The sequence below is a fragment of the Halopseudomonas formosensis genome (assembly GCF_900115905.1).
Lineage (GTDB): Bacteria > Pseudomonadota > Gammaproteobacteria > Pseudomonadales > Pseudomonadaceae > Halopseudomonas > Halopseudomonas formosensis.
Genome location: NZ_FOYD01000009.1, coordinates 22,111 through 40,699, shown reverse-complemented (window position 1 = coordinate 40,699; position 18,589 = coordinate 22,111). Strand labels below are relative to the sequence as shown.

Here is an 18,589-nt window from a genome sequence, read left to right as displayed (position 1 = left end):
TGGAAAACGACATTATGCAACTTACCCCGTCCCACTTCGTCGCCCTGTTGCCACTGCTGATAGTGGGTGTCACCGCTATTCTGGTGACACTGCTGATCGCCTGGCGGCGCAAGCACGACCTGACCTTCATCCTGACCGCAGCGGGGTTGAACCTGGCCCTGCTGTCGCTGATTCCGGCGCTGCAGGTGACCCCGTCGCCCTTTACCGGACTGATGCAGATCGACAGCTTTGCCCTGCTCTACATGGGGCTGATACTGGTCGCCACCCTGGCCTGTACCACCCTGGTACACGCCTATCTCGGCAAGACCAACACCGGTGAGGGCTTTCCGGGCAACCGCGAGGAGATGTACCTGCTGATGCTGCTGGCCGCGGCCGGCGGGCTGGTCATGGTCGGCGCATCCCATCTGGCGACCCTGTTCATTGGTCTGGAACTGCTGTCAGTGCCGGTCTACGGCATGGTGGCCTACGCCTTCTTCAACAAGCGGTCGCTGGAAGCGGGCATCAAGTACATGGTGCTGTCAGCCGCCGGCTCAGCCTTCCTGCTGTTCGGCATGGCCCTGGCCTACGCCGAATCCGGCAGTCTGGCCTTCGCCGAACTGGGTGCTGTGGCCGTCACTCCGATACTGCAGCTGGGCTTCGGCATGATGCTGATCGGGCTGGCATTCAAACTCTCGCTGGTGCCCTTCCACCTGTGGACGCCGGACGTGTATGAGGGTGCTCCGGCGCCTATCTCTGCCTTTCTGGCCACCGCTGCCAAGGTCGCCGTATTTGCCGTGCTGGTGCGTCTGTATCAGGTATCGCCGGCCACCAGTGGCGGCTGGCTGAACGACCTGCTGGCAGGTGTCGCCATTGCCTCCATCCTGTTCGGCAACCTCCTGGCGCTGATGCAGAGCAACCTCAAGCGCCTGTTGGGCTATTCCTCCATTGCCCACTTCGGCTATCTGGTCATTGCCCTGATTGCCAGTACGGGGCTGGCCGTCGAAGCCGTCGGCGTCTATCTGGTGACCTACGTCCTCACTTCCCTGGGCGCCTTCGGCGTGGTGACCCTGATGTCCACACCCTTCAAGGGACGGGACGCGGATGCACTGTACCAGTATCGGGGCCTGTTCTGGCGTCGCCCCTATCTGACTGCGGTACTGACCACCATGATGCTATCGCTGGCCGGCATCCCCCTGACTGCCGGCTTCATCGGCAAGTTCTTCATCATCACCGCCGGCGTCCAATCGCAGTTGTGGTGGCTGCTGGGTGCGCTGATTCTCGGCAGCGCCATCGGCCTGTACTATTATCTGCGGGTCATGGTCACGCTGTTCCTGGTCGAGCCGGGCATCCGCCGTCAGGACGCGCCTCGGAACTGGGGACAGCATGCCGGTGGCATCATGCTGCTGTTGATAGCCCTGCTGGTGTTCGTGCTGGGTGTCTACCCGCAGCCGCTGCTGGAGATCGTTCAGCAGGCGACATTGGTCATGAACTGAAATGGATGATATTGCGCCGGGGCCCAGGCCCCGGTTCTCTGAACCTGTACAAGGAATCCGATATGAAACGCCTCACACTCGCTCTTGGCATGGCTGTGCTGGGTCTGGCCGGCGGAGCTCAGGCCAGCAGCTTCATCGGAACCACTGATGCCATCGGCGGCTCACTGGTCAACAGCATCGAGGGCACAAGCGACGCGACCTCGTCCATCGGCAACGACAAGGTGGTACTCGATGCTCGCGACGACGCGGCCAGCTTCGTTGCCAGTGACGGGGTAACCCGGGGTGTCCAGCTGGAGGCGGCGTTGCAGCACATCCGCGAGCAGCTGCCTGAGCTTCAGGCTACGGACATGCAACTGGCTGAGGCCATTCTCGCTCTTTGAGCCGGATTCCTCGCCATCGGAGCAGGCAGGCTGTTGCTTTCCTTACCTGCCTTCTGCTCCTCCTCAGCCTTCCGGCAGGCGCCGATCTGCGGTTGGAGCCGGATACTCGACAGCTGTCTGATGACCAGCTCGCCTTGACCCAGCAACTGCTGAGCGAGGTCGATGAACGTCTGCCCCCACGAATGCGCCAGCAGCTGGACCGTACCGTTCAGGTACGCTGGAGCCATGGCCTGCCTGAGCAGGTAATGGGTCGCGCCAACCGTACCGACCGCATTTTGTTGAACGGACGCTTTCTCGACCAGCTGTTGGAGTCGGGATCCGCCACTCTACCCGGCCGAACCCATTCCGATCTGTATACCGAGCTGCAGGCCGCACTGATTCACGAACTTGCCCATCTGTATGATCAGGGCCGCTATTGGCACCCCGCCGAGGCGCTTCGGTTGCGCCATTGCCGCAGACGATTCGAGACCCAGAGCCAGCCGGGACTGCCCGCGCATTGCCGTGGGCAGATCAACCGGCGCTATACGTTGAGTGACTCTCCACGCCTGCTGGATCTAGCCGGTTGGCCGGAGCAGGTCGGCCGCCGAAACCTGCGCGAAAGGATCAATCGTCAGCGACTGCGCACACCGGATCCGTATGAGCTGGAGGATGCTCAGGAGTTCGTCGCCGTCAATCTGGAGTACTTTCTGCTCGATCCGGAGTATGGCTGCCGCCGCCCCGGACTGGCGGCCTTCTTCCGAGACCATTTCAGCTGGGAGCCGGCCACGGTACTGCCCTGCGCCTCGTCATTGCCCTATCTTTCCGCCGAGCTGAACGCAGGACATGCTGCACTGGGCTGGCTGGATCCGGAACGCATCTATCAGGTGCATTATCTGCTGGCAGAGCCAGATGACAGCTGGGCCGGACGCTGGGGGCACAGCATGCTGCGCCTGGTCATCTGCGCTCCGGATCGCGCGCCGGGACCGGAATGCCTGCTGGATCTGCAACATCATCTGGTGCTCTCGTACCGCGCTTTCGTCGACGATCTGCAATTGTCCAGCTGGGACGGCCTGACCGGCACCTATCCATCGCGGCTGTTCTTTCTGCCTCTGCAGCGGGTGATCGACGAGTACACCCGCACCGAGCTGCGCAGCCTGACATCGGTTCCGCTGAATCTGTCCCCTGCGCAGATCAATGACCTGGCGGTTCACGCTATCAGCCAGCACTGGAGTTACGACGGAGTGTATTACTTTGTTGGCAACAACTGCGCGGTGGAAACGCTCAAGCTCCTGCGAACCGGCAGTCATCACCCCGCCCTGCTCGACCTCGACAGCCAGACCCCGCAGGGCCTGCTTGATCTGTTGCAGGCCCGCGACCTTGCCGACGCATCGCCGCTGCGCGATGCGGAGCAGGCCAGACGTATGGGGTACCGCTTCGACTCCTACCGTCAACGGTATCAGCAACTGTATGAAACGATACGTAGGGCGCTGGCGTTGGGGCCGACGAGTGTGGATCAATGGTTGGAGATGCAGGCGGCAGACCGTGCCCGGCACCTGAGCGAGACCGATTTGCGAACCACTGCGGCACTGCTGATGCTGGAGCAGGCAGCGCTGCGGCGTCAGGTGCAACGGCTGCAGCATGAGCTCAAGCAGCGTTACCTGTCGGACGGCGCGCGGGATACCCTGCTCAACGAGGCGGGGAATCTGATGCAGCAGCTGTTGCGAGGGGGTTCCGTGCTCAGCCGACCAGCGGATCTGCTGGACAGCGGCTATGGTCTGCCCCAGCCGGCTGATCGGCACTTGCTCGAGTCAAGGGCGCGGCAACAGTACACCAGTTTGCTGGCAATGAGTGACCGGATTGAAGAGCAGCTCCCCATGCTGTTCACCGCGCGCCAGCGCAGCGAGCTCGAAGGTATCGGAAGCAATATCCAGCAACTCCAGCAGCAGTTGAGAAGGCTGCACCGGGAAGCCGGCGGGCTGCAGCTGCCCTGATTCAGGTGTCCAGGCGGCCGGACAGCAACTGCCGCAATGGGAGCCGCGCCTCGCCGGACGTTGCCCCGAGAACAGCAATGGGCGTACCGCTGAGCTGACCCGTGACCAGCTCCGACCCCGGGCCGGCCAGCCCAAGCGGGCAATCAATCGTCAGCGCGAGTGCTCGAAGCTGGCGCAGCAGCATGGTGTCCAGCGGCGTGTTCAGCCACAGCACCAGGGCCATCGGCTGCTGGGCCTGGCACAGCAAAGCCAGCTCTTCGATGGGCTGTTCCGCCGCCACCGGACTGACCGACAACTGATGGTCATCCCCCAGCAACAGTGCAGCGCTCAATAACTCCAGCTCGCGGGCCTGAATCCCGGCGAGCATTACGCGGGGCAGGCTCGACTGCTGGGTGCGCTGCAGTCGCTGCAACACACGACTGCGCAGAAACTGATCGTAGAACAGCCAACGGCTGCTGTCCCCGAAGCCCTTGCTCTGCCTCAGTTCGTGCCACACCGGCAGGAGGATATCCTGGAAGACAACCAGCAGGGGGTACCCCGTGTACAGCTCACCATAGGCCAGATGCAACTGCCGGTCGTCAAACTGCTCCACCAGCAGCATGATGCGCTCGCGCCACTCCCGTATATCCGTATCGGACTGGCGCTGCTCAGCGGTAACATCAGACGCAGTGGATACCTGCTGGCGCGCCAGCAGCTCCCCCACCTTGCCTACCGCCACCCCTCGCTCGATCCAGCCAAGCACCTGCCGGATGATGGCCACATCCTCTGGGGTGTACAGCCGATGCCCGCCCTCGGTACGTTTGGGCTGGATCAGCCCATACCGACGCTCCCAGGCACGCAGCGTAATCGGGTTGACCCCCGTCAGCTGAGCCACATCACGGATCGGCAGAAGATCATCGTCGGTCGACGGTCTGCCGGCAGGAGGCGTGGCAGACAGGTCAGTCATGTTCGAATGGTTCACAGAAGCTAACGACTCGCATTAATAAATGGCTGGTTTCCGCCTTCCTGTGGTTGTTATGATGCCCCACACTCCACATGGAAGGAAGTAACAATGATTAGCGCAAAATTGCTGCAATTGATGGTAGATGCCTCCAATGATGGCGTGGTCGTTGCTGAAGAAGAAGGCGATGACAATATTCTGATCTATGCCAATCCTGCCTTTCAGCGCCTGACCGGCTATGCACCGGAAGATATTCTCTACCGCGACTGCCGCTTCCTGCAGAACGACGACCGCGCCCAATCCGCCCTGCCCCTCATCCGTGAGGCCATACGCAATCGACAGCCCAGCCGGCAGATCCTTCGCAACTACCGCAAGGATGGCACGGCTTTCTGGAACGAGCTGTCGATCACTCCGGTATTCAACGAGGCGGACAAGCTGACCTACTTCATCGGCATCCAGAAAGATGTCACCAGTGAGGTGGAGACCCGTGAGCGTGTCAAGGAACTGGAAGCCGAGGTAGAGCATCTCAAGCGACTCCTTGCCAACCGGGAAGTGGACGCCTGATCAACTCAGGTGTCCGCCCTGTCATGCTCGACCCAGATCAGCTCTGAGGTATCAAAACCCAGCGCCTCTGCCTTCGCCAGCAGCTGATCGACTATCGACTGGGGCAGCTCCTTTTCGCGGGCCAGTATCCACATGTATTTGTGGTTCTGGCCCACGACCAGCGCCCAGCGATACTCCTCATCCAGCTCCACCACATGGTATCCGCCATAGAAGGGTCCGAAGAAGGACACCTTCAGTGACCCTACATCCTGCGCACCGATGAATTTGGCGACACCCACCGCTTCCTTCCGCCTGCCGCTATCGGTACGGTAGCCCGCGTTGATTACCTGCACATCCCCGTCGGTGCGGAGACTGTACCGCGCACTGACATTGTCCAGCTTGCGTTCGAAGGAATGATCCAGCCGGGCAATTTCATACCAGGTACCAAGGTAGCGCTCCAACTGGAATCCCCGCACGGGTGTCACGCCTTCCGGCGGCGCTACGGAGCAGGCGGAAAGACTCAGCACGCTAAAGAGTAGAGCCGTGATGGCGAGGCTGCGGGGTATGCGGGATGTGAACATGTGAGGCCCCTCCAGCGGGTGAATGAGAAAATTATACATCAAATGTTGACTTGTACAAGTATGCACCTATTATTTGTACATGTTTCAAGCGTAGCAGTTCCCTCTCGACAAAACCTGTACAACTTTGATGAGGGACGCGTTGGTCGGACGGTAGCAGGCCACACATAAGGGGTGGCCGCCGGCACGACCCCTTTCATCCCGGACCGCAAGACGGTGCCGCGGATCACTTCAGTGGTTGCACGCCCTGCAAGGGCCTGCGATGGCTGCCATAAGAGAAGAGCTCGGCGCGCCGATGCATGTTTAGGGAGAGACATCGAATGAAGCTTGCGATAGCTGCAGCGATGACAGTGACGATGACAATGACTGGGGCACTTGCCACGGCCCAGGCAATGGAAAATGCTGGTTTCCTCGAAGCGCAGTGGCACTCCTCCCAGATACAGCTGCTCGCCGAATTGCAGAAGGAACGGCGTCGAGTCATACGGGAAAGCTCCCGATCCGTGACCACCGCCCGATCCGCCCGTGCTCCGGATAACACCCCGACCGCAGACCCTGCCCATCCGAACCTCCACGAGATAGAGGCGCAGCCCAGGCAGCTTGAGCCGGAGCATTCCCCGGGCTTCGAATACCATCGTGCGCCCAACCCGAATCTGAACCCCCGCGTCTCTCTGTGACCAGTCTCAATCTCCCCGGCACGGGTTCTCATCCCGCTGCCAGGGTTCTCGTGGTACTGAGCGAGCCTCCTCGAGAGGACATTGGCCGCAGCCCCCTGATTGAGGGCGCGCCTGCGGATGGAGTTGACGGAGTGATTGTGCTGTCTCACGCACAGGCGCTGGATACTGCCGTCGACAGGGTGCCAGTCGAGGCATTGGGCCATCTGAACGACCCGCAGACACTGGACAGTTTCCTCACCCGTGTCTATTGCCACGCGCGCTGGCGAGAGGTGTGGCAGCAAGGCCTGAGCAAGACCAGCCTGCAGCGCTTCCACGGTCGCTACAAATATCTGCTGATGGCCAGCGATCGCCAGCAGTACCAGGCGCTCGGGCGTGCGGTCGCCCAGTGCCCGGACGATGTTGGTGACTTCGCCATCAGTTATATCCACCAGCTGCTGAAGGCGTTGCGCTCCCCTGCCAGTCGGAAAGGGCATACCAATGTACTGCAGCACCTGGCCGGCTACCTGAAACGGCATCTGGGCGTGGCCGAGAAACGCCAGTTGCACGAACTCATTCTCACGTATCGGGCCGGCGACCTTCCGCTGGAGCAACCGATAGAGGTGCTGAAAAAGCACTTCAGCACCTTCCCACACAGCTACATCGCTGATCAGGCCTATCTCCAGCCGTATCCGCAGGAGATACGGCTGCGCCATCTGCTCTGAAGGACACCATGCTTCAACTGATGTGGTTTCGAAACGACCTGCGGGTAAGAGACAATTCCGCTCTTTCAGCCGGCATGCTCGCCGGCCCCACCCTTGCACTCTTCGTCGTTACTCCCGAGCAATGGCGACGCCATGACGAAGCCGCGTGCAAGATCGATTTCTGGATGCGCAATCTCGCGGCCCTGAAGGCCGAACTGCAGATACTGGGAGTGCCGCTACTGATCAGACATGCACAGACCTGGGATGACATACCCGCGGTGCTGGCCGATACATGCCGTACCCATGGCGTGCAGCACGTTCATGCCAACGAGGAGTATGGAATCAACGAAGGCCGCAGGGATACAGCGGTCGACGCGCAGCTGGCGGCAAGTGGAACAGGCTTCACTCGTCACGTCGATCAGGTATTGTTTGCGCCTGGCAGCATCCTCAACCGCTCCGGCGGGTATTTCCAGGTCTTCTCCCAGTTCCGCAAGGCCTGCTGGCAAAGACTGCACAGCAGTCTGCCGCCCTGTACTGGCAAGCCGAGACCGCAGCAGCCACTGGCCGTAGAGGGCGATGATATCCCGACGCACATCCCCGGGTTCTGCGCACCCGCGCCGGATCTGGGCAGCCTGTGGCCAGCCGGCGAACAGTCTGCGTTACTCCGACTGCAGCGTTTCACCGACGAGGCATTGCCCGACTATCACCGGCAGCGAGACATGCCCGCGTATCCCGGTACCAGCAAACTTTCGCCGTATCTCGCCTCCGGCGTCCTGTCGATACGCCAGTGCCTTCATGCTGCATTGCAGGTCAACCAGGGGGAGTTCGACAGCGGCAACGAGGGTGTCGTCACCTGGATCAACGAATTGCTCTGGCGGGAGTTCTACAAGCACATCCTCGCAGGATTCCCCAGGGTCTCCAGGCACCGTGCCTTCAGATCCGAAACCGAGGCCATTCCCTGGCGTGATGCCCCGGAGGATTTGCAGGCCTGGCAACAGGGAAACACGGGTTTTCCGCTGATTGACGCGGCCATGCGTCAGCTGCTGGCCACCGGCTGGATGCACAATCGACTGCGAATGGTGACCGCCATGTTCCTGACCAAGAATCTGCTTATCGACTGGCGAGAAGGCGAACGCTTCTTCATGCGCCATCTCATCGATGGTGATCTGGCAGCGAATAACGGCGGCTGGCAGTGGAGTGCGTCAACAGGTACGGACGCTGTGCCCTGGTTCCGAATATTCAACCCTGTGACACAATCCCGCCGCTTCGACCCTGAGGGAAGGTTCATTCGCCAATGGATACCGGAGCTGGCGCATCTGGATAATCACGATATCCACCTGCCGCCACAAGGAACTCTGTTTTCATCGACCCGCTATCCCGCTCCCATGGTTGACCTGAAAAGCAGCCGCCAGCGTGCGCTCGAGGCTTTTCGAGGAAACGGGCGGCACGCGTCATGAGCCACCAGAGGTACCGGGAATATTTGTTAGCAACGGGGGAGAGAGCAGGAATAACAGAGGTGCAGAACTAATGGTGCCCGGAGTCGGGGTCGAACCGACACGAAGGTTACCCTTCGAGGGATTTTAAGTCCCTTGCGTCTACCAATTTCGCCATCCGGGCTGGACAGTGCGTGGCAAGACAAGAAGCCCTTGCCATCGATTCCAGCTCACCTGCCGGCAACGCGGCCTGGAGCGGGAAATTCAGAAGATTCAGGATCTTACAGACAATCCCAATCGCCAACAAGTGCTAATTCCGCCCGACATATCGACTGACGAACATCAGGACCCGGAGCTCTGCCATTGGTACCAGGAGCCTTGTTTCGGCGTTTGGCTGCATAAAAAAGCCCCGCAGACCAGATATCTGCGGGGCTCTTCGTACTGGAGGCCGAGGTCGGAATCGAACCGGCGTACACGGATTTGCAATCCGCTGCATGACCACTCTGCCACCCGGCCTCAAACGGGTGAGCTGTCCTGTACAAGACAGAACAACAAAATTCACAAGGATCAGCTACTTTACCGCGACAAGTCAGCTTACCGCTAACTTATTGATTGTAAAACGCTTTCCGTGAGTGTCGTCTGAACAACGGACGCAATTATGGACTTAATTCTCCTGACAGGCAACCCCACGCGCGTGTTTTATTGGAACCACTTCGCCCAAACACAACTATATTGATTTCAGGCCGTGTGGCTATAACCCTGATGACGCGGAGTGCTCGCATGCCTCTTCCCCACCCTCTCAACGATCAGAACCGCCAACAGCACGCCAGCGCGTCATCGCTGCTGCATCCCGATCCCGGGCTGAATCTGGAGCAGCTTTTCAGTCGGATCAGCCAGCATTATATGGTCAATGAGGATACTCTGGTTCCCGAGCTCATCCGCGTTGTCGACCATCAGCCCGAACGCATCCGGCTGCTGCACCAGCGCACCGCAAAACTCGTGGAGCAGGTGCGTGCCCAGGACAATGCCGTGGACAGCCTGGACCAGCTGTTGCAGCAATACAGCCTGGATACCCAGGAGGGTGTTTTGCTGATGTGCCTGGCGGAGGCCTTGCTGCGGGTGCCGGATTCGCGTACCGCCGAGGCGTTGATCAGGGACAAGCTGTCCGTGGCGGACTGGAAGAAGTATCTGGGCCAGAGCGATTCCCTGCTGGTCAACGCGTCCACCTGGGGGCTGATTCTGACCAAGGGCGTGGTGAGGGTGGACCAGAGGGACGACCAGCCTGTGCCGGTACTCAACCGCATGGTCAGTCGCCTGGGGGAACCTGTGGTCCGGCAGGTCATGTCCCATGCCATGAAGCTGATGGGGTATCAGTTCGTGCTGGGCCGCACGCTGCCGGAAGCCCTGTCCAACGGCAAACCCATGTTCCGCCAGGGCTACACCTACTCCTTCGACATGCTTGGCGAGGCAGCCTGTACCCGAGAGGACGCTCAGCGCTATCTGGAAGCCTATCTGGATGCCATCCAACGCGTCAGCCAGGCATCAGGACAGCTTGCCGTCCAGGCGCCGCCCCCCTCCATTTCGATCAAGCTGTCCGCCCTGCATCCCCGCTACGAGCGCAGCCAGCGGGAGCGGGTATTGACCGAACTGGGCGCCACACTCGGGCAGTTGGTGGCCCGCGCCAGGGAGTTGGATGTTGCCATAACCCTGGACGCTGAAGAGGCGGATCGGCTGGAGATCTCTCTGGAGCTGTTCGAGCAGGTCTACCGTCAGCACGCCAAGGGCTGGGGGAAGTTCGGCCTGGTAGTACAGGCCTACTCCAAACGGGCATTGCCCGTGCTGCACTGGCTGACACGGCTCGCCGGGGAACAGGGTGACCAGATTCCGGTTCGTCTGGTCAAGGGAGCCTACTGGGATACCGAGATCAAGGAAGCCCAGATGCTGGGGCTGGCCGACTATCCGGTGTTTACCCGCAAGCCCAATACCGATATCTCCTACCTCGCCTGCGCCCGGTATCTGCTGTCGGAACCGGTAAAGGGCCACCTGTTCCCGCAATTCGCCACCCATAACGCACACACGGTAACCTGCCTGCTTGATATGGCTGGTAATCGCCCGCTGGAGCTCCAGCGCCTGCATGGCATGGGCGAGGCACTCTACAAACAGGTATTGAAACAGGCGCCTGAGGGTAGCTATTGCCGAATCTACGCGCCCGTCGGGGCACACAGGGATCTGCTGCCCTATCTCGTACGGCGCCTGCTGGAAAACGGTGCCAACTCTTCCTTCGTCCATCAGCTGGTTGACGAGCGGGTGCCGGTCGACCAGCTTTGCCGGCATCCGCTGGAGTCTCTCAGCGGCAAGACGGCCTATCGCAATACGGCCATTCCCCTGCCCCACCGGCTGTACGGTTCGGATAGAGCAAACTCCCGCGGGCTCAACCTGATGATCAACAGTCAGTTGCAGCCGCTGCAGCAGGCTCTGCAGGCCTGGGACCTGCATTATTGGCAGGCCCGCCCCTTGCTGGCCGAGGGCTCGGGCGCCGGGACCGGGATCAACCATCCGGTCTTGAGTCCTTTCGACCGGCGCCAGCAGGTGGGTGAAGTCCAGTGGAGCACGCCGGAGCAGGTCCAGCAGGCATTGAACAGCGCAGAGACGGCCTTCCCCCGCTGGAATGCAGTTCCAGTCGCCGACCGGGCGGCAATGCTGCGGCGGCTGGCTGACCTGTTGGAAGAGCATTTTGCCGAACTCATGGCCCTGTGCGCGAGGGAGGCAGGCAAGCAGCTGGCGGACGGCATAGCGGAGATCCGCGAGGCGGTGGATTTCTGCCGGTATTACGCCAACCAGGCCGAACATCACATGGGGCACCCCATGCGTATGCCGGGGCCGACCGGCGAATCCAACGAGCTGTACCTGTCCGGCAGGGGCGTGTTCGTTGCCATCAGCCCCTGGAATTTCCCCGTGGCCATCTTCCTCGGTCAGATTACGGCCGCTCTGGTGACCGGTAACACGGTGCTGGCCAAGCCGGCGGAACAGACCTCCCTGATTGCCTACCGATGCGTGGAGCTGATGTACGAGGCCGGAGTGCCGCGAGACGTGGTGCAACTACTCCCCGGTGCCGGCAGGGAACTGGGCCCGCTGCTCACTGGCGACCCGAGGGTGGCCGGCGTGGTATTCACCGGTTCAACGGCCACGGCCTGGCAGATCAACCTTGGTCTGGCTCAACGCCAAGGGGCACCCCTGGCAGCCCTGATCGCTGAAACCGGAGGGCAGAACGCCATGGTAGTCGACTCCACTGCCCTGCCGGAGCAGGTGGTCGCTGACGTAGTGGAGTCCGCCTTCGCCAGTGCCGGGCAACGTTGCTCGGCATTGAGGGTTCTGTTCCTGCAGGAGGACATAGCGGAGAAGGTGGAAACCCTCCTGTTCGGAGCCATGCAGGAGCTGCAGGTGGGTGATCCGCGGGATCTGGCCACGGACGTTGGCCCGGTAATTGATGAGACAGCCTGCGAGAAGCTCCTGAAGCACATAGAACACTATCGTCAGATGAAGCGCCTGTTGGCACAGGCTCCGGTTCCTGAGCAGCTCCGCGAGGCTGGCGAGTTCGTCGCCCCCACAGCGCTCCGGCTGGAGAGTATCGGCGAGCTCGACCAGGAACATTTCGGGCCGGTTCTGCACATCGCCCGCTACCGCGCCGCAGATCTGGACCAGGTCATCGACAGCATCAACCGCTGCGGTTTTGGTCTGACCTTCGGCATCCAGAGCCGAAATGAGAGCTTTGCTGCTTATATCGAAGGCCGGGTCCGGGTGGGAAATGTCTATATTAACCGTAATATGATCGGTGCCGTGGTGGGTGTGCAGCCCTTTGGCGGGATGGGCCTGTCCGGCACCGGCCCCAAGGCCGGCGGTCCCCATTACCTGTTGCGCTTCGTAACCGAACGAACCAGAACCATAAATACCGCGGCCATTGGCGGAAACGCCAGCCTGCTGGCACAGGGGGATGGCTGATCGAACAGCGAGCTGTTGTGTGCTGAATAACAATAAGACCGGCCCCGCTCCGGGGTCGACTACAAGCAGAGGGCATTGCCATGACGGACCAGACATATCAGCTGATAGCCATCGGCCTGTATTTCCTAGCCATGCTGGGGATCGGCTACTACGCCTATTTCCAGACCACCAGCCTGGATGACTACATGCTTGCCGGGCGCAAGCTGTCGCCCGGCGTCGCGGCGCTGTCAGCCGGCGCCTCCGACATGTCGGGCTGGTTGCTCATGGGCCTGCCTGGCGCCATTTACGTTTCCGGTCTTGTAGAAGCCTGGATTGCCATCGGCCTTACCATTGGCGCCTATCTGAACTGGCGCTTCGTGGCGCCACGATTGCGGTCCTATACCGAGGTATCGAACAACTCGATTACCCTGCCGAGCTTTCTGGAAAGTCGCTTCAGGGATAACACCCGGCTGCTGCGTATTGCCTCGGGACTCATCATTCTGGTGTTCTTCACTTTCTATGTGTCGTCCGGCATGGTCGCCGGGGGCGTATTCTTCGAAGCCTCATTCGGTACTCACTACCTGTTCGGCATGCTGCTGGTGGCAGGCATCACCCTGACCTATACGCTGTTTGGTGGCTTCCTCGGGGCCTCCCTGACCGATGTGGCGCAGGGCATGCTGATGTTCGCGGCTTTGATCATCATCCCCGTTACCACCGTTTTCGTGCTGGGTGGGATAGATGAAACCATCGCAGCGATCAACGCGGCGGATGCCGCCCATAACGCGGCCAACCCCGACAACCCGTTACGGCGCACTTCGCTGCTGTTCGGCGGCAGCATACTGGCGATACTCTCTGCTGCGTCCTGGGGGCTGGGCTATTTCGGCCAGCCGCACATCATTGTCCGCTTCATGGCCTTGCGCTCCCACGCAGACGCCAAGGTCGGTCGTCGCATAGGCATCGGCTGGATGGTCCTGGTAGCCAGTGGTGCGGTGCTCACAGGACTCATCGGAGCAGGTTATTTCCACCTCAGTGATCGAACCCTGGATAACCCGGAGACAGTGTTCCTGGTACTGTCCCAGATCCTTTTCCACCCGTTCATTGCGGGCCTGGTGCTGGCGGCGGTACTGGCGGCGATCATGTCCACCATTTCATCTCAGCTGCTGGTGTGTTCCTCGGCGCTGGTCGAAGACCTGTACAAGATCTTCGGCCGCAACCTCTCGGCACAGACCCAGGTCTTGCTGGGTCGTCTGGGGGTACTGGTGGTGGCTGTCATCGCCGCACTGCTGGCGATAGATCCGCGCTCGAACATCCTGGGACTGGTGGCCTTCGCCTGGGCAGGATTCGGTGCAGCTTTCGGGCCGATCATCCTCATGTCGCTGTTCTGGCGGCGTCTGTCCGCCATGGGTGCGCTGGCCGGGATGATCGCGGGCGCTGTGGTGGTGGGCTACTGGGGCAATGTGCCGGAGCTCAAGGCTCAGATGTATGAGATCGTTCCCGGTTTCATTGCCTGCGCTGTGGTCGCTGTCGTAGTGTCGCTTGTGACCAGCAGACGCGATGACGAGGAGATCCAGAGGGAATTCAGTGCCATGGAGGCCAGACACTGAGGTTCCTCCGGCGCTGCACAGGATCCTGCGGCGCCGGATCCCTTCCCTTTTCCGCTGATGGGGCTGCGCCGGTCAGCCCGACGCGTCAGGCGAACTGCGCAGGGTTTGCATAAGCAGACTGAGCATGATCAGCGTCATCCCCACCCAGCCGGCGGGCGCGAGCCATTCGCCTACCACCAGAACTGCCAGCAGCACCGCGACTACCGGTTCCAGCAGGGTAATAAGCGTCGCGGTACTGGCGGCGATGTAACGCAGTCCGTAACCAAAGCACAGATAACCGACGAACATCGGAATCAGCGCCATGTACAGCGCCACCCCCGCATTTATGGGCGTGGCGAAGAGATTCTGTCCGGTCAGCAGCAGACTGGGGAGCAGCACTATCGCCGCAACACCGAACATGCTCGCCATGGATGACGCGGAACCCACGCCCTGCTCTATCATGTGCCGCGCCGCCCATGAATAGGTGGCATAGGTCAGTCCGGCGAGGAGTCCGACGAGAACCCCGAGCCAGGTCCAGGCAATGCCGGTATCAGCGCTGCCCGGTTCGGGTCGTCCCGTGGCCAGCAAGGCTATCCCCGCGGCACCAAAGGCAAAACTGAGCCCCCAGCGCAGCGAAACGGATCGACGGGTGCATGCCCACTCCAGGATTACCGTGAACAGCGGAGCGCTGGCGATGGACACCACGGTGCCCACGGCTACGCCCGACAGGCGCATGGCGCTGTAGAAAGCCAGCGGATAGATGGCAACTGCCAGCCCGCCCAGCAGCAGAATCCGGGACTGGACGAGCAGCCGGGCGCGATCGCGGGCAAGCTCGCCGAGTGAACGCAGCACCAGAAGGAGACCGGCAACCCCCATGGCGAAGGCACCGATGGCCAGAGCGCTGACATCCGGAGCAAAGGAGGCGGCAGTCCCTGTGGTCCCCCAGAGCAGGCTGGCTGCGAGGATGGCTGCAATGCCACGGGTGTGATGCTGCATTCGATCCATGGGATGTCCAGACGATGCCCAAACGAAAAAAGGGCCCTGAGGCCCTTTTCTGTATCTTCAGCTACGCAAGAAGCTGAAGATTGCAATCTGGAGCGGGAAACGAGACTCGAACTCGCGACCCCGACCTTGGCAAGGTCGTGCTCTACCAACTGAGCTATTCCCGCTTTGGAATGGCGCCCATTTTATACTGCCGGAGCGCCTTGTCAAGTCATTGATTCAAAAAAGTTTATCCGGACTTCAGTTGTGGCTCTCCGGGCGCAGATGTGGCCATGCCGCCATCAGATACTTGACCATGGACCACAGGGTCAGAACCGCAGAAACCGCCAGCAGAATGTAGCCCAGCACCACCCAGGGCGTCACGGGCTGGGCCGGGTTGGCGAGCAGTACCACCAGGGCCACCATTTGTGCAGCGGTCTTGTACTTGCCGAGATTGGATACCGCAACCTGGGCCCGTGCTCCGATCTCCGCCATCCACTCGCGCAACGCGGAAATGACTATCTCCCGGCCGATAATGACCACCGCCGGGGCGGTGACCCAGAAATTACCGTGGCTCTGCACCAGCAGTACCAGCGCTACCGCCACCATCAGCTTGTCTGCCACAGGGTCGAGAAAGGCCCCGAAAGGAGTGCTCTGCTGCCACCTGCGCGCCAGATACCCATCCAGCCAATCGGTCACACTGGCCAGGGTGAAGACGATGGCGGCGGCCAGATAGCTCCAGTGAAACGGCAGGTAGTACAGCAGGATGAAGATGGGAATCAGGGCGACCCGCATCAAGGTAAGCATATTCGGAATGTTCATGAGGTCTCTGTGAACATGGATGGTGTCGGGATTCTAGCCGCTATGCAGCGCAGTATATATCTGTTCGGCCAGTTTTTTACTGATCCCCGGCGCTTTGGCAATTTCGGCGGCGCTGGCGCGGGTCAGTTCCTGCAAACCGCCGAAGTATTTCAGCAGCTCCCGTCGGCGCTTCGGCCCCACACCGGGAATGCCCTCCAGCGTCGAGGTATTGCGGGTCTTGCCGCGGCGCTGACGGTGTCCGGTAATGGCGAAACGGTGGGCCTCGTCGCGGATGTGCTGGATAAGGTGAAGCGCCGGCGAGTGCCCCGGTAGAACCAGTTCGTTGTGCGGATCGTTGAGGTAGAGGGTCTCCATGCCGGCCTTGCGAGTGACGCCCTTGGCCACGCCCAACAGCGTCAGATCATGGATGGCCAGCTCCTGGAGCACCTCACGAGCCATCTTCATCTGCCCCTTGCCGCCATCCACCAGCAGGATGTCGGGCATCTTGCCTTCCCCTTCGCGCAAACGGGTAAAGCGGCGCATGAGCACCTGGTGCATTGCCGCATAATCGTCACCTGCGGCGATGTCCTGGATGTTGTAACGGCGATAGTCGCTTTTCAGCGGACCTTCCGGACCGAACACCACGCAGGAAGCAACCGTGGATTCACCGCTGGTGTGGCTGATGTCATAGCACTCCAGGCGGGTCGGCATCTCATCCAGACCGAGGGCTTCCTGCAGCGCCTCGAAGCGGGTCTGTATGTTCTGACGGTTGGCGAGCATGGAGGCCAGCGCCTGCTCGGCGTTGGTAACTGCCATGCCCTGCCAACGGGCCCGGGTGCCCCTGACCTTGTGGCTGAAGGTGACGGAGAAGCCTCTGGCCTGCGCCAGAGCGTCGGCGATCACCGCCAGGTCGTCATGCACCGCATTGACGATGATCTCACCGGGCAGCTCACGCTCGGCGCCACCCAGGTAGTACTGCGGCAGGAAGGCGGCAAGTACCTCGCCCGGCGTCAGCTCGATCGGGACCCGGGGAAAGTGGTTGCGACTGCCCAGCACCCTGCCCTGACGCACCATGATCACATGCACGCAGGCGCCGCCCGGCATCACCGCTGCGGCCACCACGTCCAGATTGCCATGCTCTGTATCCATGCTCTGCTGGTCCTGGACCCGCCGCAGCTGACCGATCTGGTCGCGCAGCTCCGCAGCGCGCTCGAACTGCAGCTGCTGTGCGGCAGTTTCCATGGCCCGTGTCAGCTCATCGGTCAGGGCACTGCTGCGACCTTCCAGGAACATTACCGAATGGCGGACATCCTCGGCGTACTCCTCCTCGCTGACAAAGCCCACACAGGGAGCCTTGCAGCGCTTGATCTGATACTGCAGACAGGGGCGCAGGCGATTGCGGAAGTAGCTGTCTTCGCATTGGCGGACCTTGAAGGTCTTCTGCAGCAGTCCGAGACTCTCCCGTATCGCACCGGCACTGGGATAGGGGCCGAAATAGCGCCCCCTGGCCTTTTTCGGACCGCGGTGCAGCCCCAGCCGTGGATAGGCATCCTCACTGGAGAGGTAGACATAGGGATAGGACTTGTCGTCCCGAAGCAGGATGTTGTACGGTGGCCGGGATACCTTGATCAGGCTCTGTTCGAGCAGCAGGGCCTCGGTTTCGTTGGCCGTGATCGTGGTATCGATATGCCCGATCCGCGCAACCAGCGCCGCCGTCTTCGGGCTCAGTCCAGACTTGCGAAAGTAGCTGGCCAGGCGCTTCTTCAGGTTGTTCGCCTTGCCCACATAGAGCAACTGCCCTTCGGCATCGAACATCCGGTAGACGCCCGGCTTTGCTGTAACTGCCTTGAGGAAGGCCGAAGCGTCGAAGGGGGTACCGGTCATACCTGATCGGGGGAGGCGTCAATCATCCCGTGACGTACTGCCAGCAGGGCGAGCTCCACATCACTGGTGATATTGAGTTTCTCGAAGATGCGGTATCGGTAGGTGTTCACGGTCTTGGGACTGAGGTGCAACTTTTCGGAAATGCTCTGAACCTTCTCACAGCCGACAATCATGAGGGCAATCTGCATCTCCCGCTCGGAGAGGGAGTCGAAGGGACCGCCATTGTTGTCGTCATACATTCGCGTCAGCAGAATCTGGGCGATGTCTGGACTGATGTAACGCTGACCTGTTGCCACCTTGCGAATGGCCGTCACCATCTCATCAAGCGGTGCACCCTTGGTCACGTAACCGGCAGCCCCGGCCTGCATCAATCTGCTCGGGAAGGGTTCCTCCTCACAGACAGTGACGGCAATCACCTTGATGCCCCGGTCATGCTGGAGGATCTTGCGAGTAGCCTCGAGGCCGCCGATGCCGGGCATGCGCACGTCCATCAGCACCACATCCGGCTTGAGCGATCTGGCCTGGATGACAGCCTCTTCGCCGCTGCTGGCTTCCCCTACGATTTCCAGTCCATCCACATCACTGAGCATGCGGCTGATGCCCATACGTACCAGGTCATGGTCATCAACCACCAATACCTTGATCAAATCGAACCCCTTTCGTGAGCGCAACCGACGATAGGATACCGCCTG

General features: G+C 60.9%; 15 protein-coding genes and 3 tRNA genes. 9 read left to right on the top strand and 9 right to left on the bottom strand.

The features are described from left to right. The first annotated feature begins 14 nt into the window (after positions 1-14). The 3 genes from nuoN to BM046_RS12315 all read left to right on the top strand — a co-directional run bounded on the left by nuoN (position 15) and on the right by BM046_RS12315 (position 3,822). Positions 15-1,472: an NADH-quinone oxidoreductase subunit NuoN gene (gene nuoN, locus BM046_RS12325; protein ID WP_090539896.1), complete on the top strand. Its 1,458-nt coding sequence runs from the start codon at positions 15-17 to the stop codon at positions 1,470-1,472. Between the two features lie 62 nt (positions 1,473-1,534). Then, complete coding sequence (locus tag BM046_RS12320; protein ID WP_090540087.1) at positions 1,535-1,852, top strand: DUF2388 domain-containing protein; 318 nt, start codon at positions 1,535-1,537, stop codon at positions 1,850-1,852. Positions 1,853-1,857: 5 nt separating this feature from the next. Beyond that, positions 1,858-3,822, top strand: a complete 1,965-nt coding sequence (locus BM046_RS12315) for a DUF7844 domain-containing protein (RefSeq protein WP_456236159.1) — start codon at positions 1,858-1,860, stop codon at positions 3,820-3,822. 1 nt (position 3,823) lies between these two features. On the opposite strand, the gene BM046_RS12310 is transcribed toward BM046_RS12315, so the two are convergent. Continuing rightward, a complete protein-coding gene (locus BM046_RS12310; RefSeq protein WP_090539894.1) occupies positions 3,824-4,768 on the bottom strand; it encodes a MerR family transcriptional regulator in 945 nt (314 codons plus the stop codon). Between the two features lie 105 nt (positions 4,769-4,873). Between BM046_RS12310 and BM046_RS12305 the strand changes: the two genes are divergently transcribed. Then, a complete protein-coding gene (locus BM046_RS12305) occupies positions 4,874-5,326 on the top strand; it encodes a PAS domain-containing protein (protein ID WP_090539892.1) in 453 nt (150 codons plus the stop codon). Between the two features lie 5 nt (positions 5,327-5,331). Here the strand turns inward: BM046_RS12305 and BM046_RS12300 are convergent, their stop codons facing one another. Then, entirely contained in the window at positions 5,332-5,886 is a 555-nt protein-coding gene (locus BM046_RS12300) for a lipocalin family protein (RefSeq protein ID WP_090539890.1), read from the bottom strand. A 359-nt stretch (positions 5,887-6,245) separates the two neighbouring features. On the opposite strand from BM046_RS12300, the gene BM046_RS12295 reads away from it, so the two are divergent. The 3 genes from BM046_RS12295 (at position 6,246) to phrB (ending at position 8,694) form a co-directional block, all read left to right on the top strand. After that, positions 6,246-6,557, top strand: a complete 312-nt coding sequence (locus BM046_RS12295; protein ID WP_143084194.1) for a hypothetical protein — start codon at positions 6,246-6,248, stop codon at positions 6,555-6,557. Between the two features lie 137 nt (positions 6,558-6,694). Further along, positions 6,695-7,258 carry a YbgA family protein gene (locus tag BM046_RS12290; protein WP_143084193.1) on the top strand — a complete coding sequence of 188 codons (564 nt, stop codon included), beginning with the start codon at positions 6,695-6,697 and terminating at the stop codon, positions 7,256-7,258. A gap of 8 nt (positions 7,259-7,266) precedes the next feature. Beyond that, on the top strand, positions 7,267-8,694 hold the full coding sequence (gene phrB / locus BM046_RS12285; protein ID WP_090539885.1) for a deoxyribodipyrimidine photo-lyase: 1,428 nt from the start codon (positions 7,267-7,269) through the stop codon (positions 8,692-8,694). 71 nt (positions 8,695-8,765) lie between these two features. Here the strand turns inward: phrB and BM046_RS12280 are convergent. Continuing rightward, positions 8,766-8,854 (bottom strand) — tRNA-Leu (locus BM046_RS12280). Positions 8,855-9,112: 258 nt separating this feature from the next. After that, positions 9,113-9,186, bottom strand: a tRNA-Cys gene (locus BM046_RS12275). A gap of 264 nt (positions 9,187-9,450) precedes the next feature. Here BM046_RS12275 and putA point away from each other — a divergent pair. Together putA and putP are read left to right on the top strand one after the other, a co-directional pair. After that, a complete protein-coding gene (gene putA / locus BM046_RS12270; protein WP_090539883.1) occupies positions 9,451-12,669 on the top strand; it encodes a bifunctional proline dehydrogenase/L-glutamate gamma-semialdehyde dehydrogenase PutA in 3,219 nt (1,072 codons plus the stop codon). Between the two features lie 80 nt (positions 12,670-12,749). Then, a complete protein-coding gene (gene putP, locus BM046_RS12265; RefSeq protein ID WP_090539881.1) occupies positions 12,750-14,252 on the top strand; it encodes a sodium/proline symporter PutP in 1,503 nt (500 codons plus the stop codon). A gap of 72 nt (positions 14,253-14,324) precedes the next feature. Here putP and BM046_RS12260 read toward each other — a convergent pair whose 3' ends face one another. The 5 genes from BM046_RS12260 to uvrY all read right to left on the bottom strand — a co-directional run bounded on the left by BM046_RS12260 (position 14,325) and on the right by uvrY (position 18,544). After that, the gene (locus tag BM046_RS12260) at positions 14,325-15,236 is read right to left on the bottom strand and encodes a DMT family transporter (protein ID WP_090539879.1); all 912 of its coding nucleotides are present in this window, start codon (positions 15,234-15,236) and stop codon (positions 14,325-14,327) included. Between the two features lie 88 nt (positions 15,237-15,324). After that, positions 15,325-15,400: transfer RNA gene (locus BM046_RS12255), tRNA-Gly, on the bottom strand. A gap of 73 nt (positions 15,401-15,473) precedes the next feature. After that, positions 15,474-16,034, bottom strand: coding sequence for a CDP-diacylglycerol--glycerol-3-phosphate 3-phosphatidyltransferase (gene pgsA / locus BM046_RS12250; protein ID WP_090539876.1), 561 nt, complete (start codon positions 16,032-16,034; stop codon positions 15,474-15,476). Positions 16,035-16,067: 33 nt separating this feature from the next. Next, the gene (uvrC, locus tag BM046_RS12245) at positions 16,068-17,897 is read right to left on the bottom strand and encodes an excinuclease ABC subunit UvrC (RefSeq protein ID WP_090539874.1); all 1,830 of its coding nucleotides are present in this window, start codon (positions 17,895-17,897) and stop codon (positions 16,068-16,070) included. Then, positions 17,894-18,544 (bottom strand): UvrY/SirA/GacA family response regulator transcription factor, encoded by a 651-nt coding sequence (uvrY, locus tag BM046_RS12240; protein ID WP_177197856.1) that lies wholly within the window; start codon positions 18,542-18,544, stop codon positions 17,894-17,896. Before uvrY ends, uvrC begins: the two co-directional genes overlap by 4 nt. Positions 18,545-18,589: the final 45 nt, after the last annotated feature.

Excerpts from the sequence above, each read along its gene's own strand:
- BM046_RS12320 (WP_090540087.1), top strand. The coding sequence starts at position 1,535 with ATGAAACGCCTCACACTCGCTCTTGGCATGGCTGTGCTGGGTCTGGCC.
- pgsA (WP_090539876.1), bottom strand. The coding sequence starts at position 16,034 with ATGAACATTCCGAATATGCTTACCTTGATGCGGGTCGCCCTGATTCCC.
- BM046_RS12300 (WP_090539890.1), bottom strand. The coding sequence starts at position 5,886 with ATGTTCACATCCCGCATACCCCGCAGCCTCGCCATCACGGCTCTACTC.
- BM046_RS12305 (WP_090539892.1), top strand. The coding sequence starts at position 4,874 with ATGATTAGCGCAAAATTGCTGCAATTGATGGTAGATGCCTCCAATGAT.
- nuoN (WP_090539896.1), top strand. The coding sequence starts at position 15 with ATGCAACTTACCCCGTCCCACTTCGTCGCCCTGTTGCCACTGCTGATA.
- phrB (WP_090539885.1), top strand. The coding sequence starts at position 7,267 with ATGCTTCAACTGATGTGGTTTCGAAACGACCTGCGGGTAAGAGACAAT.
- putP (WP_090539881.1), top strand. The coding sequence starts at position 12,750 with ATGACGGACCAGACATATCAGCTGATAGCCATCGGCCTGTATTTCCTA.
- BM046_RS12260 (WP_090539879.1), bottom strand. The coding sequence starts at position 15,236 with ATGGATCGAATGCAGCATCACACCCGTGGCATTGCAGCCATCCTCGCA.
- putA (WP_090539883.1), top strand. The coding sequence starts at position 9,451 with ATGCCTCTTCCCCACCCTCTCAACGATCAGAACCGCCAACAGCACGCC.
- uvrC (WP_090539874.1), bottom strand. The coding sequence starts at position 17,897 with ATGACCGGTACCCCCTTCGACGCTTCGGCCTTCCTCAAGGCAGTTACA.
- BM046_RS12295 (WP_143084194.1), top strand. The coding sequence starts at position 6,246 with ATGACTGGGGCACTTGCCACGGCCCAGGCAATGGAAAATGCTGGTTTC.
- BM046_RS12310 (WP_090539894.1), bottom strand. The coding sequence starts at position 4,768 with ATGACTGACCTGTCTGCCACGCCTCCTGCCGGCAGACCGTCGACCGAC.